The sequence below is a fragment of the Aliikangiella sp. G2MR2-5 genome (genome assembly GCF_015687155.1).
Lineage (GTDB): Bacteria > Pseudomonadota > Gammaproteobacteria > Enterobacterales > Kangiellaceae > Aliikangiella.
In genome coordinates, this window is sequence record NZ_JADPQF010000005.1 from 199502 (window position 1) to 215352 (window position 15851).

A 15851-nucleotide genomic window follows, 5' to 3' on the forward strand; every position below is an offset into this window, starting at 1 on the left:
ATTATTTGAATTCACTCTAAAATGCAACTTCGCTGCGGCTAAAACATCTCTGAAAACTGTGGTAATATTCACAGTAGAGATTTGCTGGAAGCTAACTGTATGATTTTTAAGCATTACTAAACAGCTCTGACCAACTAGCCATAACTCATAGTTATTAAGGAAATTATCTCGATGGCGCTAAATGAAGCTGAAGTAGCTCAAATTCGAAGAGCTGGTGAACATTTTAAGAAAGTCCTAAGGGAAACTTTTGAGTTTTTCCCCCGTTCTGCGCGCTCAATTGCCGGTTTGGCGCGATGGACCAAAGTAAATAAGTCTACCTGCCAGCGAATGGTGCAGGCTCTAACAAAGACCAAAGATGGGATCGACGTTATTATCACGCTTCCGGGAGTTTCAGGTCTTAAGCAGATAGCTGCTGAAATTGAAAAGCGAATTGAAGTTAGTGAGGAAATTGCAGAGTTTAACCAGATGGTCGTGGAGTACGAGGATTTGATCCTGTCCTTCGCGCCGAGTCATTCTGAATTAAAAAGGCAACTGGTAAAATTTTTAAGTAAAAGTTCCAAATCGTTAGATGCCTACAATCGTAAATTAAAGAAAAGTGCCTTCGAGGTTAATTGTGAAATTAGCGGAGAGTCGGTAGATACTTACTTTGGCGTTGCTATATTAAGATTTAATGAGCAGGACCCTGAGTATCTGGATGAGTTTATCATTTCTGCAAAGTTGGGGGTCGAGCTAACCAAATTTGCACGCCCCTATGTTCAAAATTTCGGTGGAAATCTGGATGAAATCCAAATCTCTGATCCCAAGCTTCTGGATAAGAGCAATTACACTAATTTTATATCGGATAAAAATGGAGAATATTTATTAAAAGAGTTCTCTACCAACGGGATTGAAAAAACCTATGCAGGAGTCAGTAATCTGAAAAATGGTTTGATATTCAATCATACCAAAGAACCGATAGAGTGCGGAAAATTTGATATCACGCTAGCACATCTTGATACCAGAACGCTGGTTAATCCAATCAAAAGTGAAATTAAAGTCGTGTGTCAAAGTCTGTTGCAGCGCAGTCCGGCAAAAAAACTGGTTTTAGCGACACTGGTTGACAAAAGGCTTGACCAAAAAAGTACGGTGCAATGTGGATGCTATCCTTCGAGTGTAAAAATACATGAAAAAGAACATACGCCTGAAGACTTGTGGAGTGAGCGTTTTAGTGAGTCATTGGAAATAAAATTATTTAAACCTGAAGAGAAAATACTGTCGGAAAAAGTTAAAATAGAATGTGCTGATGAACTAATTGATCTGGCATTCAGACTACTCAATGAAAAAACTGAAAATTTTGTTGGCTATTTTATTGAAGCGGAATATCCGCTCTGGCTTACAAGCCATCGTTTTTATTATAAGTTCTAATATGCATTGATAAACCGGGTACACAATATTTATAAATACGCGTTAGAAAACCTACAGGTTCACTAAACAGCCATCTCTAAATAAGATTGTGTTGACCTTTGATAATTCTTTCAATAGCATGGGTGAACAACAAGAATAATATTACGGATGCTTATGAAAGCAGAACGACTATTTGGGGCTATTCTCTTAATTTGTCTCGCACAAAGTTTTTTTCTTATATACCTTTCATCTAACGTTAAACAACTCGATAAAAGAGTTGCAGAACTCAGTCAGAAGACTGAAGAAAATGCAAAATTAAGTCAACAAAATTTCAAATCTCAAATTCACTCACTAGCTTACAAAATGAATCATATTAGCAGTGACAATGGAACGCCTGCGTCCCGAAATTTCCCGATTCTCAGAGAAATTATTCGACAGGAATTGAGTGCCCAATCTTCTAAAGAAAAGAAAGGAAATGAAGTCGCTACAGGAGAGGGAGAGTCCGGGAAAATGCAACCGGAACAAGGGCAATTAGTTGCAGCAAATGAGAGATTAAATGCGATTATTTCCTCGGGAGAGGTAAACAATAAAGAGGTTGAATATTTTCAGTCGAGCTTATCTGCTTTGGACACAAAAGAGCAAAAAGCTTTGTTGCAACGATTTGCTCGGGCTATTAATAGTGGTGAAGTAAAATTAAGTCAGTAAGCAATCAGTGGCCGAGTTGTTTTTTAGTAATTTTAATGACTAATCCTAAAAGTTATTTATAGCTAGTAAAAGCGACTTTTGGGATGACGATAAGTGTGTTGATGGGAACCGTATTCGATCGAATACAACTGTTTCGAGCAAATACAACTTTAGTATTGCAAATGCAGGAAAAAACAAGGAGATAGAAAAGCTGAAAAGCTGAAAAGCTGAAAAGCTGAAAAGCTGAAAAGCTGAAAAGCTGAAAAGCCAGAAAGGCCCTTTCGAGCCTTTTGATTATGTACTATTCAGACTTTTGATAAAAGCCAACGAATAGATCTTTCCAGCTTTGGCCTGAGTCTTCAGATATTTCCCAATGCTGTTTAACTCTTCCATCCTTTAAAGATGTCCACGTAATTCTGTCAGTAACACTCTTTCCTTCTTTATCTGTTCTGGCGCCACTTAGAATCATCTGGCCATTCACCAGCTTTCCATTGAGGTTAAGACTACCACCCTCCTCATCTACCCAGGTTTGGTGCCAGTGCTTCTCGTCTTGATTATAAAAATTGTAACTGACACCAGCAGTCCCCTTAACATTCACCCAATTTTCTGAAAGTGCGCAGCCATTTAGAATTGGGTAAATATGATTTTCTCCGACTTTTTCTCCCTTTGCATTCATGACTTCCCAATTTCCAATCCAAAAGTCAAATTGGCGATATTCATGCGTTTTACAAGCTTTTTTTTCATTATCAAATGCCTGTGATGGCCAGGCAAAGGAAATCAGCAGAGCAAGAAATAGTAGCCGACTACTGAGAGAAAATATTTTCATAGTGATACTCCTTGGGAGTTGTTGAATGATTGATGTACTATGGATTAAGGTCAGGGTTTGATACTCTGCTTACGCCTTGTTTTCTTTATATATTAGACGAATGAGCATTTCATTATAGCTGGTTTGTATAATCTCATTTCTGGTTGGAGTTCACGGAGAGCTGGTGCAAAAAGAAGTTACGCCAAATAGACTATTTGATCCGAAAACAGCGGTCGCTGTTGTCGTTGCCAACATGATTGGGACAGGAGTATTCACCAGTCTTGGATTTCAGCTTGTTGATATTCAGTCAGGTTTCGCGTTGCTAATGTTGTGGGTGGTTGGTGGTATTGTTGCTCTGTGTGGAGCCTTAACCTATGCAGAGTTGGGGGCTGCATTGCCTCGAAATGGTGGTGAGTATAATTTTCTTTCGCGTTGCTACCATCCTGGAGCTGGTTTTGTTTCCGGGTGGATTTCTTCAACTATTGGATTTGCTGCTCCGGTGGCTTTGGCGGCTATAACTTTTGGTTCATATTTGTCATCGGTATTTCCAGGACTATCGTCCAATTGGTTAGCGCTTTCTTTAATTTTTGCGCTGATGATGGTTCATGGTAGTAATCATCGTAATAGTGCAGGACTTCAGTGGGTATTTACCTTACTAAAATTGGCGCTAATTATCCTGTTCTGCATTTTGGGATTTGTTCTGGAAGCGACTCCTGAACCATTATCTTTTTTGCCGTCTGCGATGGATGAACATGCTATCTTAAGTGGTGCGTTTGCGGTATCGCTTATTTATGTTAGTTACGCTTACATGGGGTGGAATGCCGCAACCTATTTGAGTAGTGAGTTAGAAGAGCCACAAAAGACATTGCCCAGGATATTATTTGTTGGAACAACCCTGGTTCTATTTTGTTATCTCGGAATTAATTTTATCTTTCTTTATACAACCCCTATAGAAGCTATGGTTGGTAAAGTTGAAATTGGCTATATTGCGGCGAAATCCATATTTGGGCAAGTGGGAGCAGATCTGACAGGCGTCATCATGGCGTTACTGCTTGTATCCACCGTAAGTGCAATGACAATGGCTGGACCAAGAGTGCTGCAGGTCATTGGAGAGGATTTTAAGCTTTTTTCATATCTTGGCCGATTAAATCAAGATGGAATTCCACAGCGAGCGATATATTTTCAATCTTTGCTTGCCATGCTATTTGTCGTGACATCATCTTTCGAGTCTATCCTGATTTTTTCCGGCTTTGCTTTGGCTTTGAATAATTTCTTTGCCGTTCTGGGAATTTTTATCTTGAGATTCAAAGAGCCAAATCTTGAACGACCTTATAAGACCTGGGGGTTTCCATTACCGCCGATATTCTTTTTACTTTTGGTTGGTTGGACTTTATTCTACATTATTAAAGAAAAAACAACTGAAGCTGCTTATAGTCTTTTAGTCATTGTTCTGGGGGGTTGCGGCTACCTTTTGTCAATTGGCTATGAAAAATATCTGAAGAAGAGAAAAAAAATTACCTAAATATACTTTCTAAGTTGCGCGATTTAACGGGAGTAACGCTTGACACAAAAATCTTTAAGAGAAAACAGTGATGTTCAGAGCGAAATTGAACAGACATTGTCTTTTATAATTGAAATAGAAAAGCTAAAAAATGTCTTTCGAAAAACCAAACCGGTTGGACTCGAAAGGTATGAAAATTCAGCGGAGCATAGTTGGCATGTTTGCCTTTCAGCTTTAATGTTGAAAGATTTTGCAGATGAAGATATCGATGTAAATCGCGTAATTAAGATGTTACTAATTCATGACTTAGGAGAAATTGACGCTGGTGATACAATTATTTATCAAAGCGAAACTAAGGAAAATAAGCTGGCAGAAGAAGAAGGCGTGAAAAGAGTTTTATCACTTTTGCCTGGTAATAAACTCGATGAATACCTTGCGCTCTGGTTAGAGTTTGAAGCAGGTGAAACTCCTGATTCCCGCTTTGCCAGAGCGATAGATAGAGTTCCTCCTTTGTTGCATAACTTAAACGGAGATTTTCACAGCTGGCGAAAGCACGATATTAGCAAAGAAAGCGTTTTAGGACTTAATAGTCGTATTGCTGAGGGTAGTGAGGCACTTTGGAAACTGTTAGAAAACAAGATTAGCAATGAGTTTGATCAAGGCAATGTGAGGCGATAATATCTCAATGAAACGTTTTTAACCGGGTTATTGTGTGATACGCTATTTTTTTGCGTTCAAGCTTTAATAATAAGAACAAAAGATAATAATGGAGGAATGAGACAAATGAATAGAAAAATTATGATAATAATTCTGCTCATTATTACGTTTGTTGCCTACTATTTTCATTTGATCGAGAGAGGCGATGAGCATGGACTGAAAACCGCAGAGTTATCAAAGCCATTGAAAGATAAAGCCGAATTCCCCCTGATTAATGAAGATAAAGATAAGCTTTCTGAGAACCTGCTAGAAGGCGTTAAAGACGAACGGTTAGCAAAATACAAAGAATATCAGTCTATCTTTGAAACAAGATCCAAACTTAGAACTCTGGTCAATGAAGCCGAAGGAATGGATGATGCTACTCGAGAAGCAAAGTTAGAGGAAGTTGAAAAAGAGTTAAATTATTTAAAAAAACAGGACAAGATTTCCTACTCTGAAATGCTGATGCTTAAACTTGCTTTATTAAAACTTAATCCAGATCAGGATAAAGCAAAAATGATAGGTGAAGAACTGGTAGCAGAGTACAAAAAAGTTGCTGATGAGCGTAATCAAGCCTTTATAAACAATCCGAATCCTCAATTTAAAGATTATAAGTCAATGGAAAAAAGTATTGTTTCTGAAGTTATGAAAATGGAAACTTTTCCAGATGGACTTTCTCGCGAAGAATATCTGGCTCGCCGATTAGCTGAGGCTAGAAAAAAAGCTTACGGTGGTTAGGTGGAAGTTATTGCAATATATCCTGGTTTGTCTAATGTCAGCAACAAAAGTGCATTAACAATTTTGTTAGCCAAAAAGTAACGGCTATCAATAGCAGGTTGATCGAAGCTCGAAAGAGCCAGGGAAATGAGGGATAAGTGATAGCAAAATATTTTGTCAATATAACGGTAAAGCCCATTAAAGAAAACCAGGGAGTTATCAGGAAAAAAGGAGTTAAATAGACTAATGATACGGCCAAGTCATGTAACGCACCGCAAACACTAAATGTTAATACTATTGCAAGCCAGTGAGGTAATAGCGAATTAATTGGCTTCATTACATATCGTGATAGAAAGTAGCCCCAAATAGGATTCCAATAGCACCAGAAGTAGTGAAAAGAGCTAGCGCCAAGTGAGCGGTAGAACATATTTCTCATTGAATGACTAGCACCCAAAGCGACACCGGTTCGCTTTTTTACATACGCTGATAATGAAACTCTTTTCTGCATGTTAACCCTGGACACTTAGCGCAACTCATAGTATTTGATGAGCACCGTCTATGCGTGGCATTTCTCATGGTTCTGGAATCTTACACGCAGCCTACGAATTCACAAGTAAATAAATGTTGGCGTTATCTTCATGCTATTACTATAAAGAACAAGAGTTGCCAGGCGCTGACTTGCACCTGGCATTGGTAGGTAAATTAATGCGGTAGACTAATATTGTGGATTAAAGTAACTGGTCGAGTAACCAGTAAAGTAAATTAAACCCTTTTTCATAGTCACTTTGTGTATCTGTTTCTGAAGCTTGCATTACCGCTCCGTTACCGTTCATTAAATTATCAATGAAGTCGTCTAACTCGAGCCCCTGCTCCTGGATATCGGAATTAGCAAATTCGATAATGGTTGTGCAGTGGCTTTCGTTGACACCTCTGTAATGAGGAAGGAAGTAACCGAAATTGTCATAGGCTTCCAGTTCGGACTTCAGGTTATTGGTATCCTGATGCCATCGAGTATGAATTTTTTCTTCTCGACTTGCCTGGTCCGGATCATTGTAGATATCTTCATAAAATCGTTCATATGAATAAGAAGAGTAGTTTAGATCTTGCCAGAACTGAGTGTGTCCCATTCGGTCATTAACATATTTTTCCGCCAGTCCGTTATAAAGCGTCCCCATGTTGTTGAGTGAAAATGCGGGGAGCTCATTGGCTATATAGTCGAGCGGGCCGTTGCCGTTAGTGTCCAGTCCCCAAGCATCTCTAATTTTCTCATGAAGTAATATCGATGGATACTGTTCCAAATTACCGTCAACCGGGGCTGGATAAATAGGCCCCGAGTCATTGAGTAAAAAGCCTTTACTGGGTTCCATATCGCGGCGAATGGGGTGATAGTTGGCAAGCGTTCCGGTACTACCGGCACTGCATCCGGCAACCATCATTTGAGCTGGACGTTGAAGATTGTTTTTTAGCCAGGCAACTACTGAGCGGACATTTTTAATGCCGTTGTGGTACCAGACCAGGGGCTCTTTTTCTCCGGATGGATCTTCATACAGTGCAACCTTGTCGCCGGTATAGGTGTCACCGGTACAGTAGGGAACATAGATCATGTTCCAGGCTTGAGTTTTCGCTCCGCTCCAGGGGTGAAGCCTGAAAACCAGTGGACTTACCAGGCTGGCACCGGGATTAAGCAGACTCATATAGTCATCTGGAATACCATCTGGATTGCGAGCGCCGCGAATGCCTGTCTGTCCGGTGCAACTTTCATAATCCCAGCATGCGCCTCCGCCTTCCATGTATATTATGGTATTACTGGTATGGGCCACGCGGTTAACAAAAAACTTAAAGGGAGAGCCATTTCCGCACAGTGCTCCGGTTGACGGATCCAGTTGAACTGTTTGCCAGTTTAAATAGCTGCCGGGACTGAAACCATCAGAAAAACCCTGAGGGTTATTGACTAGCGGATACTGAGCAGCATTGGCTTGCTCGCTGGTAACCGGGTTATCAGCTTTGGGCGGAGAGAAAAGGTTTGATAGTGTTTTCCAGAAACCGTAGTCTCCCAATTCTGCTGAAGCTGTTAGTGAAGTAGTGAGAAGTCCTGCGGCAATTAATGAAGCGAGTGCTTTCTTTTGTTTCATCAGTGGTCCTCCTGAGTCGAAACACATTGTTATCGTTATTTACTAAGCCAAGACCTTCGCATTGTTATTGGTTTAGATGAGGCTCGGCTCTCTTCCTGGCAATTACCGTTAGAGGTAATACGACCTTCAGGAAAACTCAGGTTAGACCTCTGTCCTTAGACCTGCAAATTTATTTTAAGTTATTGAAAGTTATAACAATTCGAGATTTTTGTTTGGGTGATTTTTGAACATAGACATTTATCTTTAAATGGTAAAAATGTACCAGATAACAAATGCTTATGTTTAGTCGAGGTATGAATGAATTCTGGTAGCTGTATTAGCAATCTCCAGTAGTGATTGATGCGACGCACAAGGTGAAGATTGGAATTATTGATTCCTTTAATCAGTAGGCTATTTCCCATTTGGGGATATTGGCTATGGCCAATTAAAGAGTTTTGTTAGACTACTTTTATGCAAATGCCTCTGAACACCGCGAAAACAAAGGAAAAATATAAGTTGGCACGGAGATTGAAATAGGTATCTCGAAATCAATTCAGTTTTAACTTATATTTAGGTCATTAATGGAGACAAAAATGAAATATCTAACAAAAACAGTATTAGCTACGGTATTCGGCGCGTTAGCTTTTGCCAGCTTTTCTGCCATTGCAAGCGAGAAAGAACCTCATCAGGTTCTTATCAATATTAATAAAACGAATAATGAAGATGCTGTCGTCGATTTAAAAGTAGACGGAGAGTCAGATAGTTTTGACTTGCCAGAACTTAATGTGGGTGAATCAAAAACATTCACCACTCAATCAGGTAAGAGTGTGGTAGCTACAAAAACTGAAAATGGTTATAAGATTAATGTTGAGGGTAAAGAGTTGGATATCCCGGTATTTACCGGTAAGCTCGGAGCCAAGCTGCATAAGTCAATGCCATTTCAAGGAATACACGAAGATGTAGTTACTATCACCGGAATTGAGCTTGACGAAAACCAGAAACAAATTATCCGAGATGCGTTTGTAGCTGCAGGAGTCAACAAGAAAGTTAAGTTTAACAATAAACACATTATGGTATTTAGTTCAAACGATGTGAAAATTGATGGTGATCACAAGGCTATAGAGTGGCACTCCAATAACGGTGACTTTGAAGTTATCGTCAATACAGATGGTGAAGAAGAAGTCAGATTACACAAAATAATTACAATTGAAGAGAAAGAAGATTAGTTTTTTCTAGAACCAAAGCGGCGCCTGCAGGGCGCCGTTTTTAATTAACCGGTTTCAATTTATACTGGAACTGAAGCTTTCGAACTCCAGATATTATTAAGCCGGGCAATTTGTCTCATTTCAGCTTTTTAAAACAACTTGGACTTTCCAATTGATAATGTTCTTACTACGCTTCAAAACCTAATTATCTATTTGATTTTAATTGGTATTCTATTTTTGAGATGCGTATTTATCGTCAGCAAATCACGATAATAACAAGGCTTTACTTTATCTTTATCATTTAACTGGCTGTTTTTAATATAAAAAGCACTTTAGGTATCTTAGAGATTTTCGTATTATCGTGATTTAGTGAAGATAATAATCTGTTAGGCACTTTCATATGAAACCATTATTTTATATTGGAATTTCTCTTATTTTGACGGGGATTATCTTAGAGAGTGTATTGCCGGGGAGTTTACCGTCTTCCATTTCTTTATTTATTGGTATTCTAGTTGGTATCGTATTATTGGTAATGCACCTCGTATCAATATTCAGATATGGTAGTGCACATATAGGTTTTAAGTTGTTGCTTGCTTGGTTTTTGGTGGCTTTTTCTATCTTTGCAGGTTATCTGCTTACCATAATTTGTTTAGTAAAGAAAAAGCCTAATATTGTAGAAGTTTTTGAGACTGGCAGAACTAGTGCCTAACAAATGTATCAACTGGACTCCATTTCCGTCGCTTGGTTTTTGTGCTTGAATAGCACAAAAATCCAACCAACTACAATTCGCCAGTTATACAGGCGTTATGTTTCAACAAGGTAAGCAAGTGCGAGATAAGAAACTAAATTGCAGCAAATGTGATGTGTCCTGCTTGAAAAATACATATGAGACAACTGGCGGTTTTTGTATGCCATGCTTCATGGAACTGAATGATGGGCTAAGGCCTGCCGAGTTGAGGTCTCTTAAAGGACGTGGATTATTTGAATACTTTAATAGGTGGAATACATTTGTAAAAAAGGGTGTTCCTAAGATCAAGAGAAATCGGAATATCATTGACAAGTTAAGCCATTATCTTCCTGTTATTAATGCATCTATATCTGGATATCTGCGTTTTGGTAAAGGAATCTTTGACGGTCATAAAAATTCTGAGTTTCTTGTCGAATTAAAGGAATCTAGCGAAGGCGAGCTTCTTGAGTTCTTAGCTGAACTTGAAAGATTTAATAATGAATTAGTCAATGCATCAAAAACATAATAAAACATTGGAAAAACGACACAAGAATATGCGCTGAACTAGCGCCGCTTTAGTGGGTAGTGTATCTGGAAAGTACAATGCAGATTGAAATAACATACGAAAAAGAAGACTGGCGCAAATATTCAGGTTACATCACTTCAATGTTACCTAAGGCAGTGCGCTCTCCACTCGATAAAGGTTGGGTCAATGTATTGATATGGCTCTATATCGGTTTTTTTATTGTGATGATTCTCAAGAATTTAGAAAGTATTCATGCTCCGACAGCGGTATATGAAGCAATATTTCTTTCTTCACTATATTTAATTTTTCGACCCAACAAGAAAAAGCTACTTGAAGCATACGCTCCGATGGAAAATGGAGTTTTCATTGGAGAACATAAATATACATTCACGGATGAAGGCATTGGTCATACTACTGATGGATACAAAGGGTTTCACAGCTGGACCAATGTAATAAAAATAGTTCGGGTTAATGGGATGATTATGCTTTTTGTAGATACTGAGAGTGCTTTTATTTTTCCCGAGGAAAAAATAGAAGACCCAGATGCTCTTTATAATTTTGCATTAGAATGTAACAAAGCGCTGAAAAAAGACGCCGAAAACAACTCCGCTTCTTAACCAAGCGTTAAGAACTTGTTGATATCGCGCTTTGCGACGGAATCATGCTTTTCAAGTTAACGTCCGTTTTGTAGCAAGTCGCGACCAATTAATTCGCGTCATAGTGATGTTCGCCTCAATGGAGAATCCACACATCAGTGCCAGGTTCAATCGGGACAGGGTTTTAAATTTGTAAACTCTAGTCCAGACTCTCTCGCTCATTACTCGCAGTGCAAACTTGGAATAATCAATCACCGCTTGAAAGTTAGCCTATTCGATTTTGGCTTAAACTTTTATTCTCTAGTTAGCGGTACAAAACGAACAGGAAGAAGTCGCTTTTTTTCCAATTTGCCATCAGCAAGTTTGGTGACCAATGTCAGATACTGAGTTTGACTCTGCATGCCAACGGGGATCACCATGCGCCCGCCAGGTTTAAGTTGTTCTATCAATGGCTGAGGAGTATTAACTTGGCTGTCCCGGTAAGTCGTCCCATAGCTTGCCGCGCTTAATGTAGTTCTTAATATCATGTACTTTGTCATCACCTAACTGAGAATCTCTTAGTCTAGAAACCGCGTCATATTCGTACAAGCCTTGATGGGCTTTAGTGGTGGATTTAATATGCCACTGAACCAAAGGCATATCCAAAGCCGCCGCAACTTCTTCGGCAAGTATTGTTTTGCCGGTGCCTGGCTCTCCTTTTATCAAAAGCGGGCGCTCTAGAGTTTTGGCCGCATTCACTGCCATTTGTAGCTCATTAGTAGCTCATTAGTAGCTCATTAGTAGCGATATAGTTGTCTGTGCCGGTAAAGGTCATTAATTCACCAAACTGCTGTAGTATAGAAGTGCTAGTATTTTATCACACTGAAAATGAGAAAAGCCAAAACCCTCTTAAGAGGGCTCTAGCCTTGTGCTATGTTATACCTCACTAGTTCGTAAACGGTGTTTCAATACAAAATAGGCTATCCAGGCAATGACTCCGACGATAAACAGAATCCCACCAACATCGGTCAGTATGTCTGAGAAGTTTTTAAATTCTCTATCACCAAAATCATAAAATGTGTAGTAGACAAGTGGAAAGAATATTCCGAAGTTTGCTACGGCAAAAATAATGGTTCTTAGTTGAATTAAATGTTGAGTATTCTTCAAATTCATTAGCTTTTCCTTTTCAAAGTTGTCTTCTGGCTGAATATCACCACTGCTAATTGATGGAAGCTTCGCTAGTCGACCTTGTTCTTCTCGGACTTTTTTTTCATAATCAGGATTCTGCTTGAAGTAATCCTCTATAATTTCTCGAGAGTCGCTAGATAGCTCTTCATCAAAGTAGAGCGGTAACAAGTCTTCAATAACGTTAATAGTTATTTTCATTTGTTTACTCCTTATTAAATTCATCGCTTAGCTTCTTCCTGCTTCGGTGTAATTTGACTTTTAGCGAGGAAACTGAGATGCCAAGAATTTGAGATATTTCTGGGAAAGATAGTCCTTCAAGAGTTTTCATTAGGACTATAGTACGGTCAATTTCAGGTAATTTTTGTAATTTTCTCATAACCAAACTAAGTTCCGCTTTGGAACTGACTAATTGTTCAGTCGGTGGTGCGGTATCAATGATATCTTCATCAAGAGAAACAGTGGCCTTTTTTCGTTTTCCTTGTAGGTAGAGGTTGCGAGCGATAGTAATTAAGTAACCTTTAACACTTGTTGCTCGGAATGTCTCCCGCGACATCCATAGACGAGTAAAGGTTTCAGCTGCAATATCTTTCGCATCTTCACGGTTTCCACTGAGCCAGTACGCAAATCGAAAAATATCTTGGTAATATTCATCGTAAAGCGTCTGGAAATTGAGTATTGTTGTTTTCATATTGATAAATATCCAGTTAAAGCGGGAAAGGTTACAACTTTTAGTTTTTATTTGTTGCTTGGTTATCTAGTAACCAGTTCGACCGACTTGACTTAATATTACTGATATTTGTGAGGAGGGGGTATTATCAATATTTATCGTAATAATTGTTTTAAAGAATGGGAGTTATTACACGGAGATAGACCCTAGAGAGGGTATTTTCTAAAAGTTTAACCTGTTTAAGGTAATCGGTCGATTTTGTGTTTTTAGCATTACTTTGTTTTAAGTATTACTTTGTTTTAAATGTAATGGGACACCCAGCCAAATTTAAGAAAATATCTCAAATTCGATTTGACTTGGTGTGCTTGTCTGAGTAGTGTTTATTTAAGTGCTTATCGAAAGGGATTTCCAACATGACTCGCGCTCGTGAAAGCATCATTGATTTAGAGGCGACTCCTTATTATCACTGCACCGCTCGGTGCGTCCGCCGCGCTTTTCTTTGCGGAGAAGACAAATATTCCGGTCGAAACTACGAACACCGACGCGATTGGATAGTAGAAAGAATCGCCTATCAAGTGAAATCCTTCGCCATTGAAGTTTGTAGCTACGCGATTATGTCCAACCACTATCATTTAGTGCTTCGAGTGAATGTCGCGCAAGCCAGAGAGTGGAGCGAAGCCAATATTATCAAGCGCTGGAAGCGTCTTTACCAAATCCCCGAAGTCGTTAAACAATATCAAAAAAATCCACAAAGCGAAGGTATTGCTCAAGTTGCCCAAGATATCATCGAAGAATGGCGAAACCGCCTAATGGATATTTCCTGGTTTATGCGTGGATTGAATGAATATCTGGCCAGAGAAGCTAACAAAGAAGATAACTGCAAAGGCAGGTTCTGGGAAGGGCGATTTAAATCTCAACCCCTGCTTGATGAAGGCGCAGTAGTTACCGCTATGAGTTACGTTGACCTAAATCCCATCCGTGCCGAAATGGCCAAGACGGCAGAGCAATCAGACTATACTTCCATCCAGCAACGAATCAAACAGTCGCTGAATTCAAATCATACTTTACCTGTTCCACTTATTGAACTTACTCAATCGGAACAAAGGCATAAAAATGCTATCCATTTTACTGAGGCCGATTACCTGGAGTTGGTTGACTGGCTAGGTAGAGCGATTTTGCCTGGCAAGCGGGGATATATCGACGAAGCGACACCACCCATTTTGAATCGACTCAACTTGCAAAGCGATGAATTTATCAATCTAATGAAAAGAAAAGATGATTTATCCGGGCTAACGGCAATAGGCTCACCCAGCGTTCTAACTCACTATTTCGAAAAGCTTGGTTATCGGCGAGTCAGAGGCAAAGCCATTGCGCAAAAGGTTTTCACTTAATCTAACAAAAATCACTTCTGAAAGTTAATCATCGTTGTTGGTGAGAACCAGCATCGTCCGAAAGCCGATAGATAATAAATCTCCCACTACTTCGTTGTCTAATTTTTACAGCCACTATCTGTAACTCTAAATTCAGGACTCGTCTGCATTGATTGTATTTGTTAGTATGGAGTTGTTATTAACTTGGCTGTCCCGGTAAGTATTGAGTATGGAGTTGTTATTAACTTGGCTGTCCCGGTAAGTATTGGTCCCGGTAAGTATTGTCCCGGTAAGTATTAGTCCCGGTAAGTATTATGATGATGACGGCGATGGCAATGTTATTGAGAATGCTACGTTCGTAGCTCATGTTCCTCAGATAGTTGTAGAGGATGAAATTATTAAAATGTCCTGTTCCGATGGAGAAAGCAAAGGCCTAGATATCTCTAAACTTTTTGAGCAAGGTTTCCTGGGTGCAAATGGTATTGATACAGTCGAGCATCCTGAAGGTGATGGTTATTTTGTGGTGGGTGGTAGCATATAAACCCTTTCCAGGGTAATAGCTGAGGGTACTATTGGGTCGAAAGTTTGGTTTAGAGATATATTTCACATAACAAATTAGTCAAAATGACGCCTGGCGGCGCATTTTACTAAAGCGTTACGTACACTAATATGAAGACACTCGAAGAACTTATAAATAAAGAAGAGCCTGGAATAATTCTTATTAAAGAATTTCTTGAGTCAGCGAAAAATAGCTGGGAATTATTGCCTCCATCAGACCAGAATGAAACTGTGCTAGAAAAAATGCAGATCACAACGCGTTCGCCTATGGGTGCAATGATTTATGATACTGGTGGGCTTTTGATCGATTATGGATGGTTACGTTTCATCGGCTCAGGGCATCCCAAACTATCTAGGAATCTTTCTTCTTGGAATGAAGGAAGGGCAAATGAATTTTGTTTAGTTGCGGATGATGCTGTTGGTGGATTCTTTGCTATTAATGGTGGTGGCTTAGGTGATGACCTAGGGATGATATATTATTGGGCGCCCGATACTGCTGAATGGGAAGCTCTTGAAATTGGGTATACAGATTTTCTTCAGTGGAGTCTTTCCGAGCAATTAGCTGATTTCTACCAAGCCTTAAGATGGGACAATTGGCAGAAAGATACTGCAGATTTGAATGGAGATGATTGCTTCAGTTTTTATCCTTTTCTTTGGACTGACCAAGGGAGTATAGAAGGCAGTACTCGAAAGGTTCTGCCTGTAAAAGAAGAGTTTGATTTAAGACTGGATATTAGTCGTCAATTATTCGAAGCTAATACGTAACAAGTCTTAGAAATTGATTCGGCGGAAAACGCCTCACTATTCAAATAAGCGTTAGGTTTATTCATAGAAAAAATTGGAGGCTAGTTCAGATGGTGTTATTTCTGTATTTTTGTACTGGTATTGTTGCTGCAACTTTTTTGGCAAGTCTTTTTCATGTTGCTGCTTTCGCTTGGCATAGTGTAAGAAATCGCCTTGAGAGTGGCACTTCGGCAAATCTTTCAGGTAAGCTACTCAAAGAGTTGGCATTAGGTTGGTTTGTTCTTAGTTGTTCGATTTTTTCACTCATTTTATTGTCTGGGCATTATCCAGTTTCATAAACCTAACAAGACCATAAAAAAATACGCAAGCAAACAGCGATTGCATCGACTCACAA

Annotated in this window: 17 protein-coding genes and 1 pseudogene; 12 read left to right on the top strand and 6 right to left on the bottom strand. The window is 39.3% G+C overall.

Translation table 11 applies throughout. The annotated features are described in order from the left end of the window. Positions 1 to 171: 171 nt before the first annotated feature. Together IYN84_RS16185 and IYN84_RS16190 are read left to right on the top strand one after the other, a co-directional pair. Entirely contained in the window at positions 172 to 1404 is a 1233-nt protein-coding gene (locus IYN84_RS16185) for a hypothetical protein (RefSeq protein ID WP_196140294.1), read from the top strand. Between the two features lie 153 nt (positions 1405 to 1557). Further along, positions 1558 to 2088, top strand: a complete 531-nt coding sequence (locus tag IYN84_RS16190; RefSeq protein WP_196140295.1) for a hypothetical protein — start codon at positions 1558 to 1560, stop codon at positions 2086 to 2088. Positions 2089 to 2368: 280 nt separating this feature from the next. Here the strand turns inward: IYN84_RS16190 and IYN84_RS16195 are convergent, their stop codons facing one another. Beyond that, the gene (locus tag IYN84_RS16195; RefSeq protein WP_196140296.1) at positions 2369 to 2893 is read right to left on the bottom strand and encodes a hypothetical protein; all 525 of its coding nucleotides are present in this window, start codon (positions 2891 to 2893) and stop codon (positions 2369 to 2371) included. A gap of 163 nt (positions 2894 to 3056) precedes the next feature. Between IYN84_RS16195 and IYN84_RS16200 the strand changes: the two genes are divergently transcribed. The 3 genes from IYN84_RS16200 (at position 3057) to IYN84_RS16210 (ending at position 5807) form a co-directional block, all read left to right on the top strand. Further along, positions 3057 to 4394 (top strand): amino acid permease, encoded by a 1338-nt coding sequence (locus IYN84_RS16200; RefSeq protein WP_210330601.1) that lies wholly within the window; start codon positions 3057 to 3059, stop codon positions 4392 to 4394. A gap of 39 nt (positions 4395 to 4433) precedes the next feature. Beyond that, the gene (locus IYN84_RS16205; protein WP_210330611.1) at positions 4434 to 5051 is read left to right on the top strand and encodes an HD domain-containing protein; all 618 of its coding nucleotides are present in this window, start codon (positions 4434 to 4436) and stop codon (positions 5049 to 5051) included. Between the two features lie 105 nt (positions 5052 to 5156). Beyond that, positions 5157 to 5807, top strand: a complete 651-nt coding sequence (locus tag IYN84_RS16210; protein WP_196140297.1) for a hypothetical protein — start codon at positions 5157 to 5159, stop codon at positions 5805 to 5807. Between the two features lie 707 nt (positions 5808 to 6514). Here the strand turns inward: IYN84_RS16210 and IYN84_RS16215 are convergent. Further along, complete coding sequence (locus tag IYN84_RS16215) at positions 6515 to 7918, bottom strand: pectin acetylesterase-family hydrolase (RefSeq protein WP_196140298.1); 1404 nt, start codon at positions 7916 to 7918, stop codon at positions 6515 to 6517. Positions 7919 to 8490: 572 nt separating this feature from the next. Here IYN84_RS16215 and IYN84_RS16220 point away from each other — a divergent pair. The 4 genes from IYN84_RS16220 (at position 8491) to IYN84_RS16235 (ending at position 10972) form a co-directional block, all read left to right on the top strand. Continuing rightward, the gene (locus IYN84_RS16220) at positions 8491 to 9123 is read left to right on the top strand and encodes a hypothetical protein (protein WP_196140299.1); all 633 of its coding nucleotides are present in this window, start codon (positions 8491 to 8493) and stop codon (positions 9121 to 9123) included. A 379-nt stretch (positions 9124 to 9502) separates the two neighbouring features. Beyond that, positions 9503 to 9811, top strand: a complete 309-nt coding sequence (locus IYN84_RS16225; RefSeq protein WP_196140300.1) for a hypothetical protein — start codon at positions 9503 to 9505, stop codon at positions 9809 to 9811. A 97-nt stretch (positions 9812 to 9908) separates the two neighbouring features. Further along, on the top strand, positions 9909 to 10355 hold the full coding sequence (locus IYN84_RS16230) for a hypothetical protein (protein WP_196140301.1): 447 nt from the start codon (positions 9909 to 9911) through the stop codon (positions 10353 to 10355). Positions 10356 to 10432: 77 nt separating this feature from the next. Then, positions 10433 to 10972, top strand: a complete 540-nt coding sequence (locus IYN84_RS16235) for a YcxB family protein (RefSeq protein ID WP_196140302.1) — start codon at positions 10433 to 10435, stop codon at positions 10970 to 10972. Positions 10973 to 11244: 272 nt separating this feature from the next. Here the strand turns inward: IYN84_RS16235 and IYN84_RS21510 are convergent, their stop codons facing one another. The 4 genes and pseudogenes from IYN84_RS21510 to IYN84_RS16255 all read right to left on the bottom strand — a co-directional run bounded on the left by IYN84_RS21510 (position 11245) and on the right by IYN84_RS16255 (position 12806). Beyond that, the gene (locus IYN84_RS21510) at positions 11245 to 11490 is read right to left on the bottom strand and encodes a hypothetical protein (RefSeq protein ID WP_196140303.1); all 246 of its coding nucleotides are present in this window, start codon (positions 11488 to 11490) and stop codon (positions 11245 to 11247) included. Continuing rightward, positions 11438 to 11695: pseudogene (locus tag IYN84_RS16245) on the bottom strand (AAA family ATPase); the annotation flags it as partial. The pseudogene IYN84_RS16245 and the gene IYN84_RS21510, both read right to left, overlap by 53 nt. Before the next feature lie 171 nt (positions 11696 to 11866). Continuing rightward, positions 11867 to 12316, bottom strand: a complete 450-nt coding sequence (locus IYN84_RS16250) for a hypothetical protein (RefSeq protein ID WP_196140304.1) — start codon at positions 12314 to 12316, stop codon at positions 11867 to 11869. 4 nt (positions 12317 to 12320) lie between these two features. Then, positions 12321 to 12806 (bottom strand): RNA polymerase sigma factor, encoded by a 486-nt coding sequence (locus IYN84_RS16255; RefSeq protein WP_196140305.1) that lies wholly within the window; start codon positions 12804 to 12806, stop codon positions 12321 to 12323. Positions 12807 to 13198: 392 nt separating this feature from the next. Between IYN84_RS16255 and IYN84_RS16260 the strand changes: the two genes are divergently transcribed. The 3 genes from IYN84_RS16260 to IYN84_RS16270 all read left to right on the top strand — a co-directional run bounded on the left by IYN84_RS16260 (position 13199) and on the right by IYN84_RS16270 (position 15478). Next, positions 13199 to 14176: a transcription factor IIS helical bundle-like domain-containing protein gene (locus tag IYN84_RS16260; RefSeq protein ID WP_196140306.1), complete on the top strand. Its 978-nt coding sequence runs from the start codon at positions 13199 to 13201 to the stop codon at positions 14174 to 14176. A gap of 244 nt (positions 14177 to 14420) precedes the next feature. Then, on the top strand, positions 14421 to 14696 hold the full coding sequence (locus IYN84_RS16265; protein WP_196140307.1) for a hypothetical protein: 276 nt from the start codon (positions 14421 to 14423) through the stop codon (positions 14694 to 14696). 128 nt (positions 14697 to 14824) lie between these two features. Further along, positions 14825 to 15478 carry a DUF2625 family protein gene (locus IYN84_RS16270; protein ID WP_196140308.1) on the top strand — a complete coding sequence of 218 codons (654 nt, stop codon included), beginning with the start codon at positions 14825 to 14827 and terminating at the stop codon, positions 15476 to 15478. The last annotated feature ends 373 nt before the right edge of the window (positions 15479 to 15851 follow it).

Excerpts from the sequence above, each read along its gene's own strand:
- IYN84_RS16185 (WP_196140294.1), top strand. The coding sequence starts at position 172 with ATGGCGCTAAATGAAGCTGAAGTAGCTCAAATTCGAAGAGCTGGTGAA.
- IYN84_RS16190 (WP_196140295.1), top strand. The coding sequence starts at position 1,558 with ATGAAAGCAGAACGACTATTTGGGGCTATTCTCTTAATTTGTCTCGCA.
- IYN84_RS16195 (WP_196140296.1), bottom strand. The coding sequence starts at position 2,893 with ATGAAAATATTTTCTCTCAGTAGTCGGCTACTATTTCTTGCTCTGCTG.
- IYN84_RS16210 (WP_196140297.1), top strand. The coding sequence starts at position 5,157 with ATGAATAGAAAAATTATGATAATAATTCTGCTCATTATTACGTTTGTT.
- IYN84_RS16215 (WP_196140298.1), bottom strand. The coding sequence starts at position 7,918 with ATGAAACAAAAGAAAGCACTCGCTTCATTAATTGCCGCAGGACTTCTC.
- IYN84_RS16220 (WP_196140299.1), top strand. The coding sequence starts at position 8,491 with ATGAAATATCTAACAAAAACAGTATTAGCTACGGTATTCGGCGCGTTA.
- IYN84_RS16225 (WP_196140300.1), top strand. The coding sequence starts at position 9,503 with ATGAAACCATTATTTTATATTGGAATTTCTCTTATTTTGACGGGGATT.
- IYN84_RS16230 (WP_196140301.1), top strand. The coding sequence starts at position 9,909 with ATGTTTCAACAAGGTAAGCAAGTGCGAGATAAGAAACTAAATTGCAGC.
- IYN84_RS16235 (WP_196140302.1), top strand. The coding sequence starts at position 10,433 with ATGCAGATTGAAATAACATACGAAAAAGAAGACTGGCGCAAATATTCA.
- IYN84_RS21510 (WP_196140303.1), bottom strand. The coding sequence starts at position 11,490 with ATGACAAAGTACATGATATTAAGAACTACATTAAGCGCGGCAAGCTAT.
- IYN84_RS16250 (WP_196140304.1), bottom strand. The coding sequence starts at position 12,316 with ATGAAAATAACTATTAACGTTATTGAAGACTTGTTACCGCTCTACTTT.
- IYN84_RS16255 (WP_196140305.1), bottom strand. The coding sequence starts at position 12,806 with ATGAAAACAACAATACTCAATTTCCAGACGCTTTACGATGAATATTAC.
- IYN84_RS16260 (WP_196140306.1), top strand. The coding sequence starts at position 13,199 with ATGACTCGCGCTCGTGAAAGCATCATTGATTTAGAGGCGACTCCTTAT.
- IYN84_RS16270 (WP_196140308.1), top strand. The coding sequence starts at position 14,825 with ATGAAGACACTCGAAGAACTTATAAATAAAGAAGAGCCTGGAATAATT.